A 16,885-nucleotide genomic window follows, 5' to 3' on the forward strand; every position below is an offset into this window, starting at 1 on the left:
CTGCAGGGGGCCTGCCCCCCGCACCTCGCAAGCTCGGCGCGGGTCCCTGCAGGGAGGCCGTTCCAGCACGTCACCGGGCTCGGCGCGGGTCCCTGCAGGGAGGCCGTTCCAGCACGTCACCGGGCTCGGCGCGGGTCCCTGCAGGGAGGCCGTTCCAGCACCTCGCCACGCCCGTGCGCCGTCCTCAGAAGCTGTCGGGACACCAGGGGGTGACCGGCCAGCTGAACGCCGTCGACGCCAGGGTGACCGCCCCCGGGCTCACCTCGGTCACCCGCCCGGCGGCCTGCAGCGCGGCCAGCGGGACGCCGCCCAGGTAGGCCGCGGACAGCTCCTCGATGCCCAGCACGATGTCGGGGTCGCGGTCGGTGCGCGCGCAGTAGCCGCCGGCCGGGTGCCCGGAGAGCCGCCAGCGCCCCTCGTTCCACGGGCAGAACGGGTCGCGCACCTCCAGCACCAGGTCGATCGGGGCCGGGTAGCGGCGGGCTGCCAGGGCGCGGTCGACGTCGACCAGCCGCACCCACAGCCCGTCGACCGGCGTGCTGTGCAGGGCGCGGGCGTCGGTGACCAGCCAGCGCAGCGGGTCCTCCGTCGAGGCGGCGGGGTACTTCAGCGTGCGCACCAGGTCGACCGACAGCAGCACCTGCCACAGCGCGGCGTAGGCGGGGGTGCCGGTCGCCCGCACCTCCTGGACGATCACGGTTCCGTCGGGCTCGCCGGTGTCGGTCCACGCGCCCTTCACCCGGTAGGCGGCGTACCCGGAGACCGTGCCGTCGGCCTCCCGGTGCAGCAGGTACCGCTGGGCCGAGGCGCCCTCGCGGCCGGAGGGGTCGTCGCGCAGCTGCCGGTCCCACCAGCGGTCGTCGCGGACCATGTTGCCGGGCACCCACCGGTGCACCGCCCGGTGCACGGCCACGGCGGCCGGGCGGTACTCCTCGGCGGTCACCTGCTCGACCCGGCCGGTGCCGAGGTCGACGTCGGGCCGCAGCCGGAGTCGCTCGGTGCGGCCGGTGAAGCGGGCCTCCCGGGTCGCCGGCGCGTAGCCGAAGCGGCCGTAGATCGGGTACTCGGCGGCCCACAGCCCCGCCACGGGCTCCCGCTGCTGCTCGTGCAGCTCGGTCAGCTGGCGGCGCATGATCGCGGTGAGCACCCCGCGCCGGCGGTGGGTCGGGGCCACGGTCACCCACGTGACGCCGGCGCAGGGCACCACCGCACCCGGGACGGCGAGGGTGCGGCTGTAGATGCCGGCGGTGGCGACGACGCGGTCGCCCTCCCACATCGACAGCGACCGGTCCAGCTCCGCCACCGACGAGGGCCGCTCCGCGAAGGACGCCGGCGCCTCCTCCGCGAACACGTCGTGCATGGCGTGGGCGAAGGCCGGCCACTCGTCGAGGGTCACCGGGCGCAGGCGGGCGTCGACATCGATCACGCCGACGTGTCTACCGGTCGGGTCCGACGCTCCGCCAACGAGTTCGGGCGCCGGCCGACGAGTTCGGCGACCTGCCCCGCGTCAGCTGCGCAGGTAGGCGAGCGTCGCCAGCACCCGGCGGTGCTGGTCCTCGTCCTGACCGAGCCCGAGCTTGGCGAAGATGTGCTGGGTGTGCTTCTCCACCGCCCCGGGCGTGACCACCAGCGCCCGGGCGATCGCGGTGTTCGACCGCCCTTCCGCGATCAGCCCGAGCACCTCGCGCTCCCGCGGGGTGAGCCGGCGCACCGGGTCGTCGGCCCGGCGGCGCGCGAACAGCTGGGCCACCACCTGCGGGTCCAGGACGGTGCCCCCGCCCCGGACGTCCTCCAGCGCGGTGAGGAACGTGTCGACGTCGGCCACCCGGTCCTTGAGCAGGTAACCCACGCCCCCGGCGCCGTCGGCCAGCAGCTCGTCGGCGTAGGCGACCTCCACGTACTGGGAGAGCACCAGGACGGCGGTGCCCGGTGCGGCGGCCCGCGCCTCGACGGCGGCCCGCAGGCCCTCGTCGGTGTGCGTCGGGGGCATGCGGACGTCGACGACGGCGACGTCGGGCCGGTGCTCGGTGACCGCCCGCACCAGGGCGGGCCCGTCGGCCACCGCGGCCACGACCTCCGTGTCGGCCTCCTCCAGCAGCCGGACCAGCCCCTCGCGCAGCAGCACCGAGTCCTCGGCGAGCACTACGCGCACGGCAGGTCCCCGGTCAGCCGGGTCGGCCCGCCACGGGGGCTGTCGACGACCAGCACGCCGTCGACGGCCTGCAGCCGGTCGGCCAGCCCGGCGAGGCCGTGGCCGGGGGCCGTGACCGCACCGCCGCTGCCGTCGTCCTCGACGACGACGAGCAGGCGCGTGCCGGTGCAGGTGACCTCCACCCGGCACGCCGTCGCGCCGCTGTGCTTGGCCACGTTGGCCAGGGCCTCGCTGACCACGAAGTAGGCGGTGTTCTCGGTGACCGGCGCCAGCCGCTCGGTGGGCAGGTCGACGGCGAGGTCGACCGGCACGGGGGAGCGGGCGGCGAGGGCGGCCAGCGCAGCGGCGAGACCGCGGTCGGCCAGCACCGGCGGGGCGATGCCGCGGGACAGCGCCCGCAGCTCCTCCAGCGTCTCCCGGGCCAGCCCGGCGGCCTCGCCGAGGGTCTCCCGCGCGGCGCCCGGGTCGCGGTCGAGCTGCCGCTGGGCGCGGGCGAGGTCCATGCCCAGCCGCACCAGCCGCTGCTGCGGACCGTCGTGGATGTCGCGCTCCAGCCGGCGCAGCGCCACCGCCTCCGCGGCGACCGCCGCGTCCCGGCCGCCGGCGAGCCGGCCGATCTCGGCCTGCGTCGCCGCCCGGGAGGTGAGCAGCACCCGGCCGAAGCCCGCCTGCAGCAGCGCCACCGCGCGGACGGCGAAGGGCAGGAGCAGGGCGAAGACCAGGCCGATCAGCGCGTAGAGCGCGATCCTCCGGAACGCGGTGCTCTCGAAGCCCAGCAGCTCGAGCAGGTCGGTGTTCTGCGGGTCGACGGAGGCGTCGGGCAGCGCCCAGTCCCACGCCCAGTAGGTGAGACCGCCGAGGGCGACCGCCCAGAACGTGACGGTCACCGTGAACGACAGGATCACGAACGGCAGCCGCAGCACGGCGTGCAGCGCGTCCAGCCAGCTCTGCGGGTCGCGCAGCGGCGTCACCAGGCGGCGGACCGGGCGCCCCTCGGCCCGGCGGTACACGGGCCGGGGCACGGCCTCACCGAGCACCGCGGGCAGCCACGCCCGCTCGGCGGTGGCGAAGCCGCGGGCGGCCAGCAGGGTGGCGGCCAGCACCGCCACCCCCACCCAGACGACCAGCAGGCCGGCGCCGGCCGCCAGCCCGGTGACGACGACGACGAAGGCGGCCACGCCGGCGGGGAACCCGGCGAGCGCGTAGCCGGTGTCCACCCCCAGCTGGCGCAGCCGGTCCGGCCGGCGGGAGGGGAGCGGTCCGCTCGCGGTCGGGAGCACGAGGGTGTCTGCGGTCATGGACCCGAGCCTGCTGCGGACGGGTGCCCGGACCCATCCCGCTGGCTGGCCGGTTCGTGGTCGGGACGGCCCGACCGTGCGGCGGTGATCATCTCGCCCGGGATCGTTCCGCCCGGCAGCGGTCGCTGTCCAGTACTCCGCTGGCGCGTCCGCCCCGGCTATCGTGGGCAGCCGCTGGCCGCGCCGACGTCGTCGTGCCCCCTGCAGGACGGGCGTGCCCGGTGGACGGAGACTGCCCGTGCGCTCTCGTGCGCTGCCGATCGCCCTGACCGCCGTGCTCTTCACCGGGGCCTGCACCAGCTCCCCGGACGAGGACCAGGATCCCGAGGAGCAGGCGGCGCAGGTCGTCACCGCGGCGCCCGGGGAGCGGTTGACCCTGGTCGCGGACGAGGACCCCGTCGCCATGGCCGCGAGCGCCAGCCGCACCTTCTTCGAGGAGGCGGGCGTGGTCGTGCTCGCGGCGGAGGGCGATGCCGAGGGCATGCTCCTCGGCGCCTCCGCCGCTGTCGCGCTCGGCGTCCCGCTGCTGGTCGGGGCCGACGGGTCGGGGGTCGACGATCCGGTCCTGGCGGAACTGGAGCGGCTGGGCACCACCACGGTGCTCGCCGTGGGCGACGCGGCTCCGGCACCCGCCGGCGCGTCGTCGTCCGCGTCGTCGTCCGCCTCGGCGACCCCGGCGGAGACCGACGCCGAGGTCATCGGGGTGCCCGCCGACCCGGCCGCCGTGGCGGCCCTGCTGGACGAGGAGCTCGCCGAGGCGGAGCCGGTCGCCGAGGGTGGCGAGGTCGCCGCCGTGGCGGCGCTGGACCCGGCGGAGCCGGTCGCGCTGCGGCCGGAGGGCGGCGACGCCGCGGAGTCCTCGACAGAGGCCGGGGAGGCGGACGCCGAGGGCTCGCTGCCCGAGATCGAGGACGCCGAGCCGCTCGAGGGCACGCTGGTGCTCACCACCGGGACGCCCGACGCGCTGGCCGCCGCGGCCACCGCGCGCGCGGCCGGCGCCCGGGTGCTGGTCACCGGCGGCACCACCGACCCGCGGGCCTCCGAGGAGCTGGTCAGCACCCTCGCGGAGGAGGACGCCGAGCACGTGGTGGCCCTCGGCGCCGGGTTCGGTGCAGAGGAGGGGCTGGACTGGAAGCTGGCGACCGCCGCCACCGGGACCCAGCTGCCCGGCGGCGGGCAGGTCCTCTTCCCGGGCCGGATGATGGTGGCGCTCTACGGCCACCCGGAGACCGCCGCGCTCGGCGTGCTGGGGGAGCAGCCGGTCGAGGCCGCCATCCAGCGGGCCCGCGAGCACGCCGCCGCCTACGAGCCGCTGGTCGACACGACCGTCGTCCCGACCTTCGAGATCATCGCGACCGTCGCGTCCGCCTCCGCCGGGCCGGACGGCAACTACTCCGCCGAGGGCGACGTGGAGATGCTGCGGCCCTGGGTCGAGGCGGCCGGGGAGGCCGGGCTGTACGTCATCCTCGACCTGCAGCCGGGCCGCACCGACTTCGTCACCCAGGCGGAGCTGTACCGGCCGCTGCTGGAGCTGCCCTACGTGGGGCTGGCGCTGGACCCCGAGTGGCGGCTGGGCCCGAACGAGGTGCACCTCGTCCAGATCGGCTCGGTGGAGATCGAGGAGGTCAACCGGGTGGTCACCTGGCTGGCCGACCTGACACGGGTGAACGAGCTGCCGCAGAAGCTGCTGGTGCTGCACCAGTTCCGGGTCGACATGCTCCCGGGCCTGGACCGGCTGGACACCTCCCGCGACGAGCTGGCGATCATGGTCCACGCCGACGGCCAGGGTGGTCAGGGCGCCAAGCAGTCCACCTGGCAGGTGCTGCACCGGAACGCACCGGAAGGGCTGTTCTGGGGCTGGAAGAACTTCTACGACGAGGACATCCCGATGCTGACGCCGGGGCAGACCATCGAGCAGGTCGACCCCCTGCCGGAGCTGGTCACCTACCAGTAGCTCTCCCGTCACACATCGTCGTCCGCGCCGTCACCCCGACCCACCTACTCTCGCTCGCGGATCCCCTGCGCACCGTCACGGGGACCGATCGACCGAGAGGAACGAACCGGATGAGACGGCGGACCACGCTGTCCGTGGCGGCCGCGGCAGCGGCGCTCACCATGGCGCCCCTGAGCCCGGCTGCGGCCGCGCCGCAGCAGGCGTCGGACGACCTGACGCTGACCATGCTGGCCACGACCGACCTGCACGGCCGCGTGCAGAACTGGGACTACTTCGCCGACCGCCCCTACTCGGAGCGGGCCGGCTACGAGACCGGCCTGGCGAAGGTGGCCACGGTCGTCGACTCCGTCCGCGCGGAGCGGGGCGAGGAGAGCGTCCTCGTGGTCGACAACGGCGACTTCCTGCAGGGGACGCCGCTGACCTACTACTACGCCAAGCAGGAGCCGGTCACCGAGACCCGCGTCGAGCACCCGATGGCGGCGGCGTACGACGCCATCGGCTACGACGCGCAGGTCGTCGGCAACCACGAGTTCAACTACGGGCTCGACCTGCTGCGGGCCTACGAGAAGGACGTCGACCACCCGGTGCTCGGCGCCAACGTGCTGCGCGAGGGCACCCCGCGCCCCTACCTGAAGCCGTACACGATCGAGACGATGCGCGTGCCCGGCCACCGGCCGGTCAAGGTGGGCATCCTGGGCCTGACCACGCCGGGCTCGGCGATCTGGGACAAGGGCAACGTCGAGGGCCGGGTCACCTTCCAGGACATGGTCGAGGCCGCGGAGAAGTGGGTCCCGGTCGTCGACCGGAAGGCCGACGTCGTCGTCGTCCTCTCGCACGCGGGGGTCGGCGGGACCTCCTCCTACGGCCCCGAGGTGCCCACGGAGAACCCGACGGACGTCATCGCCCGCACGGTGCCCGGCATCGACGCGATGGTCGTCGGCCACACCCACCGGAACGCGCCCTCTCACGTCGTCACCAACGAGGTCACCGGTGAGGAGGTGCTGCTCACCCAGCCCTACCGCTGGGGCGCCACCGTCTCGCAGGTCGACATCGACCTGCAGCAGGTCCGCGGGAGGTGGGACGTCGTCGGCACCAGCGCCAGGGCGCTGAGCACCGCCGGCGTCGCGGAGTCGCGGGAGGTGCTCGACGCCACGGCCGAGGCGCACGCGACCACCGTCGAGTACGTCAACCAGGTGGTGGCGCAGTCGGCGCAGGAGCTCTCGGCGGTCACCAGCCGGTACGAGGACACCGCGATCCTGGACTTCATCCAGGACGTGCAGACCGACACCGTCGCCGCCGCCCTGGAGGGCACCGACCGGGCCGACCTGCCGGTGCTCTCGATCGCGGCGCCGTTCAGCCGGGAGGCGGTGTTCCCGGCCGGGGACGTGACGATCCGCGACATCGCCGGGCTCTACATCTACGACAACACCCTCGAGGCCGTGGAGCTCACCGGCGCCCAGCTGGAGGAGTACCTGGAGTTCTCCGCCCGGTACTTCCAGCAGGTCCCGGCCACCGGGGACGTCGACGTCGAGGCGATCACCAACGCCCCGACCACCGAGGCGCCGACCGGGACACCGGACTACAACTTCGACATCCTCTCCGGTGTCGAGTACGGGATCGACGTGTCCCAGCCGGTGGGCTCGCGCATCGTCGGGCTCTCCTACGAGGGGCAGCCGGTCGCCGACGACGACCGGTTCGTCGTGGCCGTGAACAACTACCGGCGCAGCGGTGGTGGCGGTTTCCCGCACATCAGCACCGCGCCGGTGGTCTACAACGAGCAGCTGGAGATCCGCCAGCTGCTCATCGAGCGGGCCCAGGCGGACGGCGTGATCGACCCGGCGGAGTTCTTCGTGGAGAACTGGCAGCTGGTGCGCGGCGACCAGCCGCTGCTCCCGTGACGCGCTGACACCGACCCACCCGGCCGGGTGGGAACGAGCTGGAGCCCCCGGAGCCGCGACGCCCCGGGGGCTCCCGTTCTGTCGGTGGCCTGTGGTGTGCTGACCGCCACATCGATCTCGAGGGGTGGACTCCTGTGACCAGTGCCGTCATCGGTCCCGCGGAACAGCTCGACCCGCGGCTGCTCGAGCACCGCCGCGAGCTCACCGGCTACTGCTACCGCATGCTGGGCTCGATCTTCGACGCCGAGGACGCGGTGCAGGAGACCCTGGTGCGTGCCTGGCGCGGCCTGTCGGACTTCGAGGGCAGGTCGGCGCTGCGGTCGTGGCTCTACCGCATCGCGACGAACGTCTGCCTGGACCAGCTCGCCGGCCGGCAGCGCCGCGCGCTGCCGATGGACCTCGCCGGCTCCCCGTACCCGCCGGTCCCGGCGTCGCTGAGCGGGCGCCGGCCGGCGACGGCGTGGATCGAGCCGGTGCTCGACCGCCAGGTCCTGCCCGAGGACGGCGACCCGGCCGACCAGGCGGTGGCCAAGGAGTCGGTGCGGCTGGCGTTCGTCGCCGCCCTGCAGCACCTGCCGCCCAAGCAGCGGGCGGTGCTGATCCTGCGCGAGGTGCTGCGCTGGAAGGCCGACGAGGTCGCCGAGCTGCTCGACACCACCGTCGCCTCCGTCAACAGCGCCCTGCAGCGGGCCCGGGCCACGCTCGCCGACGCCGGCGGCCGCCCCGCGCCGCGCACCCTCGACGACGACGCCCGCGCCCTGCTGGCCCGCTACCTCGACGCCTTCGAGCGCTACGACATCGACGCCTTCGTGCAGCTGCTGCACGAGGACGCGACCCAGCACATGCCGCCATTCGAGATGTGGCTGCGCGGGCGGGAGGACATCGGCACCTGGATGCTCGGCCCCGGCGCCGGGTGCCGGGGATCGCGGGTGATCGAGACGTCCGCCAACGGGACGCCGGCGTTCGCCCAGTACCGGCCCGCCGAGGGGGGTGGTCACGTGCCGTGGGGGCTGCACGTGCTGGAGATCGAGGACGGCCGGATCGCCCACATCTCCAGCTTCCTGAACCTCGACTGCGAGCTGTTCGCCGCCCTGGGGCTGCCGACGGAGCTGTGATCCCAGCGCTCCGGGGCGGGGTGGGCGCGGTTCGCACCCGCTTGACCGGGCCGGCGCACCACGCCAGCCTGTGCGGATGACGGCACTGGTGATGCCCGTGCACGGGCGGTGGGCGTGGGACGCGCGCGGCGAGGGCCGGGCGGTCCGGGTCTCGACGCACGTCGAGGCGGGGCTGCTCAACCTCAGCCTCTGGCGCGGGGAGACGTGCGTCGGCACGGCGCGGCTGGCGCCCGAGGACGTCGCGCAGCTGGTCGCCGGGCTGACCGACGGGCTCGGCGCCCTCGCCGCCCGCCCGCGGGTGCTCGCCCCGGACGCCACCCGGGTGGCCGAGCTGGAGACCCGGCTGGCGCGGCTGGAGCGGGAGCGCACGCCGCTGTGGCGCCGGGCGGCCGACGCCGCCGGCGGCTGGGCGGTGCGGAAGGCCGCGCGCCGGCCGCGGTAGGTTCCGCCGTGCGGCGGCGCGCTCACCCCGGCCGGACGGGGGGCCGGTCGCCACGGGGTCGTGCGCGCGTTCCCGCGGGAACGCCGGTCCCGCCGCTGCCGGCCCGCCGACGGGAGCCGAGCAGGACCCGGGTGAGCACCCGCGGGTGCATCAGCTCCGACGGGCGGGCGAGCATCCCGACGACGCGGATGAAGGCGGCGGCCACGACCGGGTCCCGGTGCGCCACCGGCAGCAGGCGCTCCAGGTAGGCGGTGGTGAGCCGCCACGCCGCCGGCCGGGGACCCTCCACGTCCGGGTGGGCGAGGTCGGAGCCCGTGGCCAGGTCCCACGCGTCCTGCACGGCCCACCGCGCCGCCGCGAGCGTCCGGGCGCCGACGCCGTCCACCCCACCCGCGTCCAGCGCCCGCCCCAGTTCCACCGCCTCGACGATCGCCACGGTCATGCCCTGCCCGAAGCGGGGGTCGAAGGAGCAGACCGCGTCACCGGCGACCAGGAACCGTTCGGGCAGGCGCTGCACCTGGTCGTACCGGTGCCGCGAGAACGAGGGGAAGGCGGCCCGGGCGGCGTCCCCGATCGGCTCCCCGCCGACGACGATCTCGGCGAGGTCCCCGTTCCAGAGGCTGGTGGCGTAGTCGGAGAACCCGGCCAGGTCGGCCGGCGGTCGCTCGCCGAGCATGCCGATGAGGGTGACGATCCAGCGCCCGTCCTCGACGGCCAGTGCGGCGGCGCCCCTGCGTTCGCCGGGAGGCACGTCGACCAGCACGTTGCGCCCGCCGCCGAGCACCGCCGGATCGCGGCGGAACAGGCGCGTCGTGTAGTGCACGTCCACCTTGAGGCGCTCCTCGGCAGGGGGCGGGTACCCCAGTCCGGCGAGCCAGCGGGGTGACGGTGATCCGCGCCCCGTGGCGTCGACCACCAGGTCGGCATCGAGGGTCCGCTCCTCGTGCGGCGGTACCTCGGACCGGAGCCGCACACCCGTGATGCGGCTGCGGGCCGCGTCCGTCGTCAGCTCGCGGGCGGCCCACCCGTCGAGCACCTCGACGCCGTCGAGGGCACGGATCCGGTCGCGGACGACCCCCTCGATCAGCGCCCGGGTCGCCCCTGTGATGCGGAAGTCCGTGCCGGTCAGGTCGAGCCGGCCGCCGCCCATGTGGAACCGCCACTCGGGTGACCGGATGACGTGGGCACCGGCGGCCGCCAGGTCGTCGACGATCCCCGGGAGCAGGTCCTCCAGCCGGGCCAGCCCGCCCGGTACCAGCAGGTGGATGTGCTGCCCCTGGGGCACGCCTCGCCGGTCCTCCCGGCGGTCGGGCAGCAGGTCCCGGTCGACCAGCGTGACGCGCTGGAAACGGCGGGCCAGCGGTACGGCGTGCACGAGCCCGGCGATGCCGGCACCGAGCACGACGGCGTGTTCTCCGAGACGGGGCACGGTCTCCTCCAACGGCAGCGACTGCGACGTCAGCTCACGCTAGGAACCGGGGGGCTGGCCGGCATCGACCGAACGGTGCATCCTGCCGCCGCGGCACTGCACCGTCCGGTGCACGCCGGTCACACCAGGTGGTGCTCGTAGGCCCAGGCCGTCGCGGCGGACCGGTTGGGCAGCGCCAGCTTGGTGAAGACGTTGTGCAGGTGCCGGGCCACGGTCTTGTCGCTGATGACCAGCCGGGCGGCGATCTCGCGGTTGGTGCACCCCTGAGCCACGAGGCGGATGACGTCGACCTCCCGCTCGGTCAGCCCGGCGGTCCGGGGCCGGGCGCAGAGGCGCTCCAGGTCCGGCGCCGCCCCGACCGCCTGGAAGACGCCCCGCGCCGTGCCCACCTCCATCGCCGCGGTGTCCTCGTCGCCGAGGCCGCGCAGCGCCCGGCCGACGAGCACACGGGTCCGCGCGGCCTCGTAGGGAGCCCCCAGCGCCGACCAGCGGGCCAGCGCCGCCGACAGGTGGTCCAGCGCGGGCGCGTACCGGCGCTCGGCGAGCGCGACCGCGCCCCGGGCGCGCGCGGCGGTGGCCCGCAGGGCGCTGGTGCCGACGGCGTCGGCGATCCCGCCCAGCTCGACGGACGCCGTCCCGGCCGCCGCGACGTCGCCGGCGTCCAGCAGGATCTCCACGCCGGCGGCCAGCAGCTCGGTCCGCGGTCGGGGAGCGCGCACCTCGTCCACCACGCCGTCACCGCCGAGGGAGGGCCGGTCGAGGGCGCAGCGGATCGCCGCCACCGCGGCCCCGGTGCGCCCCTGGGCCAGGCGCAGCAGCGCCAGCCCGGGGTGGGGGTCGTGACCCAGGGCGACGGCCTGCTCGAAGGCGGCCTCGGCGGCAGCCTCGTCGCCCCGCACCCGGTGCAGCTCGGCCAGCCTGTAGTGCGCCATCCCGGCGGCGGGGTCGGGTGGGTCGCAGAGCCAGCGGCAGGCGCGGTCGGCCTCCCGGAGCGCCTCCGCCCAGTCGCCGCGCCACTGGGCCAGCTCGGCGCGGTGCACCAGGCACTGGCCGCGGAACGGGACGAGGCCGGGCTGGGCATCGCACCAGCCGGCCAGGTCCGCCGTCCACTCCTGGGCCCGGCGCAGGTCGAGGACCTGGTGGCACGCGAGGACGACGGCGCAGTAGACGATCCCCGCCGCGATCGGTGACACGTGCCCGGCACGCACGGCCACCATCGCCTCGTCGAGGTGCGCCATCCCGCGCGCGGCCGCGCCGCTCCGGATCAGCGCCTGGCCCTGGCCGAGGCAGCCGAGGGTCGCCAGGTCGACGTCCCCGCAGCGCCGGCCGGTCGCCGTGGCGCGGGCGAAGGCGCGGTGCGCGGCCGCCGGGTCCCCGCGCTCCAGCTCGCCCAGGCCGGCGGGGAGCAGCAGGTACCCCCACTCGGCGCAGTCCCGCGGTGCGCCCTCCTCCAGGACCCGCTGCGCCCGGGCGATCCAGCCGCTGCCACGTGCCTCGGCCCCGTGCACGGATACCAGCACCAGGCCGAGCCAGAAGGCGCACCGCGCCGCGGCGAGGGCGTCGCCCCGCTGGAGGAAGGCCTCGTACGCCCTCTCCCACGCGTCCTCGGCGACGGCGTCCCTGCGGGTCAGCTGGGCGCTGAGCCCGAACCGCAGCAGGTCCTCCGCGTCGTGGAGCCGGCCCTGGTCGTCGGCCGCGCCCAGCTGGGTGCAGGCGTCCTCCCACGCGCGGCGGTCCGCGGCGTCGCGCCCCAGTCGTAGGGGGTCCATGCCTCCTGGCTACACCCCGGCGGCTCGTTCGACCAGGGCCGGCCGCGCGGACGGGTCAGGACGCGGCGGGACGGCCCCCGGGGGCCGGGGCGTCGTCCCGCGGGAGCACCGCCGGGCCGGCGACCGGGCACTGGTGGCACTCCTCGATGCGGACCCGCCGGGCACCGGGTGGCGGCACCCGGTCCTCCGGGGCGGCGTCCCCGAGCGGGCGGCGCACGTACAGGATCGCCAGCAGCGCCCCGGCGGCGAGGAGCCCGGCCAGGATGAGCATCGCCGCGCGGAAGCCGTCGGCGAAGGCATCGGGGTCGGTGTAGTCGGTCCCGCCGATCCCCGCGGCGACCGGGACCACCGCGACCGCGAGCAGCCCGGCCGCCCGGGCGACGGCGTTGTTGACCCCCGAGGCGACCCCGGCGTACCGGTCGGGGGCGGAGTCCAGCACGGTGGCCGTGAGCGGGGCGACCAGCAGGGTGAGCCCGGCGCCGAAGAGCAGCGCCCCGGGTAGGACGTCGAGCAGGTAGGAGGCCTCCGGGCCGATGCGGAGCATCAGCAGCACGCCGGCGGCGGCCACCAGCGGTCCGGCGGCGAGCAGCGGGCGCGGCCCGATCCGCTGGGCCAGCGCCCCCACCCGTGCCGAGAACAGCAGCATCAGGACGGTGACCGGCAGCAGCGCGGTGCCGGCCAGCAGCGGGCTGAAGCCGGAGACCACCTGCAGCTGCAGGACCAGCAGCACGAACAGCGCCCCGAGCGCGGCGTAGACGAAGAGGGTGACGGCGTTCGCGGCGGTGAACTGCCGCACCGCGAACAGCGACGGCGGCACCAGCGGGTGGGGCGAGCGACGCTCGACCGACACGAACGCGGCCAGCCCCACGACCCCCGCCGCGAGCCAGGTCCAGATGGCCGCGTCCAGGCCATCCTCCCCGGCCGCGGTGAGCGCGTAGGTCAGCGCGCCGAGCCCGAGGGCGACCAGCGCCGTCCCGGCCCAGTCCAGCCGCGGCGCGGCGGCCGGGTCGCGCGACTCGGGCACGTGCCGCAGCGTGACCAGGACGACCAGGGCCGCCAGCGGCAGGTTGACCAGGAAGACCGCCCGCCAGCTCCACTCGACCAGCCAGCCCCCGACGAACGGGCCGACGGCGGCGGCGACGCCGGAGAGCCCGGACCAGGCACCGACCGCGGCGGCCCGGTCGGGGCCGGAGAAGGACGCCGAGATGATCGCGAGGCTCCCGGGGGTCAGCAGCGCCCCGCCGATGCCCTGCAGCGCGCGGGCGGCCACGAGCGTGCCGGTGTTCGGGGCCAGTCCGCACAGCAGCGAGGCGAGGGCGAACCAGCACACGCCGATGACGAAGATCCGCCGGCGCCCGTAGCGGTCGCTGAGCGAGCCGCCCAGCAGGATGAGCGCGGCGAGGGTGAGCGTGTAGGCGTTCACCGTCCACTGCAGCCCGGCGAAGTCGGCACCGAGGTCGGACCCGATCCGCTCCAGGGCGACGTTGACGACCGTGGCGTCCAGCATGGCCACGCCCGAGCCGAGCACCGTCGCGAGCAGCACCCAGCGCCCCTGCGCGGTGCCCATCCGCAGGCCCGCGCCGACCGGAGGTGGTGCGGTCATGTGCGTCCTCCTCCGCCGGCTGCCGTCCGGATCGGCGCGTCGCCCGCCGCTGTGCAACGCCTGGGGGAGCGGGGGATTCCGCGGGCCGGCCGACGGCGGGTGGAGGGCCGTGCGGTGGTCGCCGCGACCAGGACTGCCCGGGTCGCTGCCGCGTCGACGACCGGAAAGTTCGAGTCGGGCGGCGCCGGCCGCGCAGCAGCGACGTCTTCTCGGCCCACTCGAACGTATAGCGCACCCCGGGGCTTGCGGCAAGACCCCGGGGGGCTCGCACACTCGTCCGCCGGGGCCGGCTGACCGCGCGCGGACGGGCGCGGCGGAGGCCCCGGATCGGAGCCGCTGCCGTGACCGTGTCCACCCGTGCCTTCGACCTCCCCGACCACCTCGCCGCCAAGGCCGACCCCGCGCTGGTCGCCGCCGACGAGCGGCACTTCACCCTGATCGCCGACAGCCTCGCGCGGTCGATCGCCGAGCTCGCCGAACGGCTGGCCGCCGAGCGCGCCGCCCCGGGCGGCGCCGGCCAGGCGGCGCTGGACCGCGACCTGGAGGTGCACCGGCTGGCCACCCGGCTGCGCACGCTGCGCCGGTTCGGCCTGGACCTGTGCCTGGGGCGGGTCGTCCCGGCCGATGGCGGCGAGCCCGTCTACGTGGGGCGGCTCGGGCTCACCGACGGCGCGGGTCGCCGGCTGCTCGTCGACTGGCGCTCCCCGGCGGCGGAGCCGTTCTTCGCCGCCACCCACGCCGCACCGATGGGGCTGGCCAGCCGCCGCCGCTACCGCTGGACCCGCGGCCGGATCACCGACTACTGGGACGAGGTCTTCACCGCCGACGGCCTGGAGGGGCACGCCGCCCTCGACGACCAGTCGGCCTTCCTGGCCAGCCTCGGCGGCACCCGGTCGGCCCGGATGCGCGACGTGCTCGGCACGATCCAGGCCGACCAGGACGCGATCGTCCGCGCCGGCTCGCGCGGCGCCCTCGTCGTGGACGGCGGCCCGGGCACGGGCAAGACCGTCGTCGCCCTGCACCGCGCGGCCTACCTGCTCTACGCCGACCCGCGCCTGGGCCACCGCGGGGGCCGCGTGCTGTTCGTCGGCCCGCACCACCCCTACCTCGCCTACGTCGCCGACGTCCTGCCCGGCCTCGGGGAGGAGGGGGTGCGCACGTGCACGCTGCGCGACCTGGTGCCCGAGGGTGCCGGCGCCCTCGACGAGGCCGACCCGGAGGTGGCCCGGCTGAAGTCGTCGGTGGGGATGGTGGCGGCGATCGAGGCGGCCGTCCGGTTCTACGAGGAGCCACCGGCCCGGGGGACCACGGTCACCACGCCGTGGGACGACGTCCGGCTGACCCCGGAGGACTGGGCCGAGGCGTTCGACGCGGTGGAGGCCGGCACGCCGCACGACGAGGCGCGCGAGCAGGTGTGGGACGCGCTGGTCGCGATCGTGGTCGACGCGCACGACGGCGACGTCGACCCCGAGCTGGTCCGCGCCGCGGTGCGCCAGGACCGGCAGCTGCGGGCGGCGCTGGACCGGGCCTGGCCGCTGCTGGACCCGGCCGACGTCGTCGGGGACCTGTGGTCGGTGCCGGCCTACCTGCGGCGGTGCGCGCCGGGGCTCGCGCCCGACGAGGTGGCGCGGCTGCAGCGCAGCGACCCCCGGGCGTGGACGACGGCCGACCTGCCGCTGCTGGACGCGGCCCGGGTGCGGCTCGGTGACGCGGGGGCGGTGCGGCGCAGGCAGCGCGAGGAGGCGGTCGTGGCCCGGGAGCGCGAGCGCATGTCGGCGGTGATCGACGAGCTGGTCGCGGCCGACGACTCCGAGCTGCTGCTGATGACGAGCCTGCGGCACGGCGACCTGCGCGACGCCCTGGTCGACCGGGACGCCGTGCCCGCGGTGGACGCCGACCCGCTGGCCGGGGCGTTCGCGCACGTCGTCGTCGACGAGGCCCAGGAGCTCACCGACGCCGAGTGGCAGGTGCTGCTGCGCCGCTGCCCGTCGCGGAGCTTCACCGTGGTCGGCGACCGGGCGCAGGCCCGGCGCGGCTTCCCCGAGACCTGGGCCGAGCGGCTGCACCGGGTCGGGCTCACCGAGGTGCGGCAGATGTCGCTGACCGTCAACTACCGGACGCCGGCGGAGGTCATGACAGAGGCCGAGCCGGTGATCCGCGCGGTGCTGCCGGACGCCAACGTGCCGACGTCGGTCCGCAGCACCGGGGTGCCGGTGGGGCACGGGCCGGTGTCGGAGCTGGACGCGGTCGTGGACGGCTGGCTGGCGGAGCACGTCGAGGGCACCGTCTGCGTGATCGGGGCGCCCTCGTTCCCCGAGCGGCCCCGGGTGCGGTCGCTGGCCCCGGCGCTGGCGAAGGGGCTGGAGTTCGACCTCGTCGTCCTCGTCGACCCGGAGGCGTTCGGTGCGGGCGTCGGGGGAGCGGTGGACCGCTACGTCGCGATGACCCGGGCGACGCAGCGGCTCGTCGTCCTCACGAGCCGGTGAGGTGGGCTCAAGCCTCGGTGGCCGCCGCCGGGGGCGGGGTGGCGGCCCGTCGCCGCGACCGGCGCAGCGGCACCAGCACCGCGACGGCGACCAGCGCGGTGAGCACCAGCCACGGCAGGACGACGCCGAGCACGACGACGGCCCCGCCCGCGACCGCGACCAGGGACCGCCACCCGGTGGCCAGCCCGTCGAGGAAGCCGTCCGGCCCGCCGGCCGGGGCGACGCCGAACGGCTCCAGGTGCACCCGCAGCGTCGAGAGCTCCACCTGGTCGGCGAGCGCGGCCCGCCGCGACTGCAGCGACTCGAGCTCCTGCTGCCGCTGGGAGAGCGCCTGCTCCGCGTCCAGCAGCGCCTCGGTGGTGGCGGCGTCCGCCATCAGGGCGAGCAGCCGCGCCACCGAGGCCTGCAGCGCGGAGATGCGGGCATCCAGGTCGACGACGGTCGCGGTCACGTCGGAGCGGGACACCGACACGTCCTCGACGTCGCCGAGCTCCCCGAGGTCGGCCAGGAGGCCGGTCAGCGCGTCCGCCGGCACCCGCACGACGAGATCCGCGACGACGCCCTCGACGCCGTCCGCGACGGAGGTGGACTGCACCGCGCGCTCGTCGACGCGTCCACCGGCGGCCTCCACGAGCTCGCTCACCTGCTGCGCACCGGCGGCCGGGTCGGCGACGGCGAGGGAGGTGCCGGCGGTGGTGACCACCTGCCGGTCGGGGGCGGCCTCCTCGCTGCCGGGGAG

The 16,885-nt window shown here is 76.1% G+C and carries 12 protein-coding genes; 5 read left to right on the forward strand and 7 right to left on the reverse strand.

What is annotated here, in order from left to right; genetic code table 11:
• Positions 1-184: 184 nt before the first annotated feature.
• The 3 genes from E9529_RS00755 to E9529_RS00765 form a co-directional block, all read right to left on the reverse strand.
• The gene (locus E9529_RS00755; protein WP_236829218.1) at positions 185-1,426 is read right to left on the reverse strand and encodes a GNAT family N-acetyltransferase; all 1,242 of its coding nucleotides are present in this window, start codon (positions 1,424-1,426) and stop codon (positions 185-187) included.
• Positions 1,427-1,507: 81 nt separating this feature from the next.
• Positions 1,508-2,152 carry a response regulator transcription factor gene (locus E9529_RS00760; protein WP_236829219.1) on the reverse strand — a complete coding sequence of 215 codons (645 nt, stop codon included), beginning with the start codon at positions 2,150-2,152 and terminating at the stop codon, positions 1,508-1,510.
• Positions 2,143-3,450 (reverse strand): sensor domain-containing protein, encoded by a 1,308-nt coding sequence (locus E9529_RS00765; RefSeq protein WP_236829220.1) that lies wholly within the window; start codon positions 3,448-3,450, stop codon positions 2,143-2,145. The genes E9529_RS00760 and E9529_RS00765 overlap by 10 nt, the downstream gene beginning before the upstream one ends.
• Positions 3,451-3,688: 238 nt before the next feature.
• On the opposite strand from E9529_RS00765, the gene E9529_RS00770 reads away from it, so the two are divergent.
• From E9529_RS00770 to E9529_RS00785, 4 genes are all read left to right on the forward strand, one after another.
• Positions 3,689-5,404 carry a hypothetical protein gene (locus tag E9529_RS00770; RefSeq protein ID WP_236829221.1) on the forward strand — a complete coding sequence of 572 codons (1,716 nt, stop codon included), beginning with the start codon at positions 3,689-3,691 and terminating at the stop codon, positions 5,402-5,404.
• Positions 5,405-5,514: 110 nt separating this feature from the next.
• Positions 5,515-7,302: a bifunctional UDP-sugar hydrolase/5'-nucleotidase gene (locus tag E9529_RS00775; protein ID WP_236829222.1), complete on the forward strand. Its 1,788-nt coding sequence runs from the start codon at positions 5,515-5,517 to the stop codon at positions 7,300-7,302.
• A gap of 134 nt (positions 7,303-7,436) precedes the next feature.
• Positions 7,437-8,417 (forward strand): sigma-70 family RNA polymerase sigma factor, encoded by a 981-nt coding sequence (locus E9529_RS00780; RefSeq protein WP_236829223.1) that lies wholly within the window; start codon positions 7,437-7,439, stop codon positions 8,415-8,417.
• A 76-nt stretch (positions 8,418-8,493) separates the two neighbouring features.
• A complete protein-coding gene (locus E9529_RS00785) occupies positions 8,494-8,859 on the forward strand; it encodes a hypothetical protein (protein WP_236829224.1) in 366 nt (121 codons plus the stop codon).
• A gap of 22 nt (positions 8,860-8,881) precedes the next feature.
• On the opposite strand, the gene E9529_RS00790 is transcribed toward E9529_RS00785, so the two are convergent.
• The 3 genes from E9529_RS00790 to E9529_RS00800 all read right to left on the reverse strand — a co-directional run bounded on the left by E9529_RS00790 (position 8,882) and on the right by E9529_RS00800 (position 13,660).
• Complete coding sequence (locus E9529_RS00790) at positions 8,882-10,288, reverse strand: NAD(P)/FAD-dependent oxidoreductase (protein ID WP_236829225.1); 1,407 nt, start codon at positions 10,286-10,288, stop codon at positions 8,882-8,884.
• 119 nt (positions 10,289-10,407) lie between these two features.
• A complete protein-coding gene (locus E9529_RS00795; protein WP_236829226.1) occupies positions 10,408-12,057 on the reverse strand; it encodes a helix-turn-helix transcriptional regulator in 1,650 nt (549 codons plus the stop codon).
• 55 nt (positions 12,058-12,112) lie between these two features.
• The gene (locus E9529_RS00800; RefSeq protein WP_236829227.1) at positions 12,113-13,660 is read right to left on the reverse strand and encodes an MFS transporter; all 1,548 of its coding nucleotides are present in this window, start codon (positions 13,658-13,660) and stop codon (positions 12,113-12,115) included.
• 341 nt (positions 13,661-14,001) lie between these two features.
• Between E9529_RS00800 and helR the strand changes: the two genes are divergently transcribed.
• A complete protein-coding gene (gene helR, locus E9529_RS00805) occupies positions 14,002-16,146 on the forward strand; it encodes an RNA polymerase recycling motor ATPase HelR (protein WP_236829228.1) in 2,145 nt (714 codons plus the stop codon).
• Positions 16,147-16,153: 7 nt separating this feature from the next.
• Here the strand turns inward: helR and E9529_RS00810 are convergent.
• Positions 16,154-16,885, reverse strand: a 732-nt coding sequence (locus tag E9529_RS00810; RefSeq protein WP_236829229.1) for a DUF4349 domain-containing protein, incomplete at its 5' end; no start/stop codon positions are given.

Origin of the sequence: Blastococcus sp. KM273128 (genome assembly GCF_021698975.1) — a bacterium.
Taxonomy (GTDB): Bacteria; Actinomycetota; Actinomycetes; order Mycobacteriales; family Geodermatophilaceae; genus Blastococcus.

What these genes read in the sequence shown, in the direction of transcription:
- E9529_RS00765 (WP_236829220.1), bottom strand. Translation starts at nt 3,450, where the DNA reads ATGACCGCAGACACCCTCGTGCTCCCGACCGCGAGCGGACCGCTCCCC.
- E9529_RS00775 (WP_236829222.1), top strand. Translation starts at nt 5,515, where the DNA reads ATGAGACGGCGGACCACGCTGTCCGTGGCGGCCGCGGCAGCGGCGCTC.
- E9529_RS00785 (WP_236829224.1), top strand. Translation starts at nt 8,494, where the DNA reads ATGACGGCACTGGTGATGCCCGTGCACGGGCGGTGGGCGTGGGACGCG.
- E9529_RS00795 (WP_236829226.1), bottom strand. Translation starts at nt 12,057, where the DNA reads ATGGACCCCCTACGACTGGGGCGCGACGCCGCGGACCGCCGCGCGTGG.
- E9529_RS00800 (WP_236829227.1), bottom strand. Translation starts at nt 13,660, where the DNA reads ATGACCGCACCACCTCCGGTCGGCGCGGGCCTGCGGATGGGCACCGCG.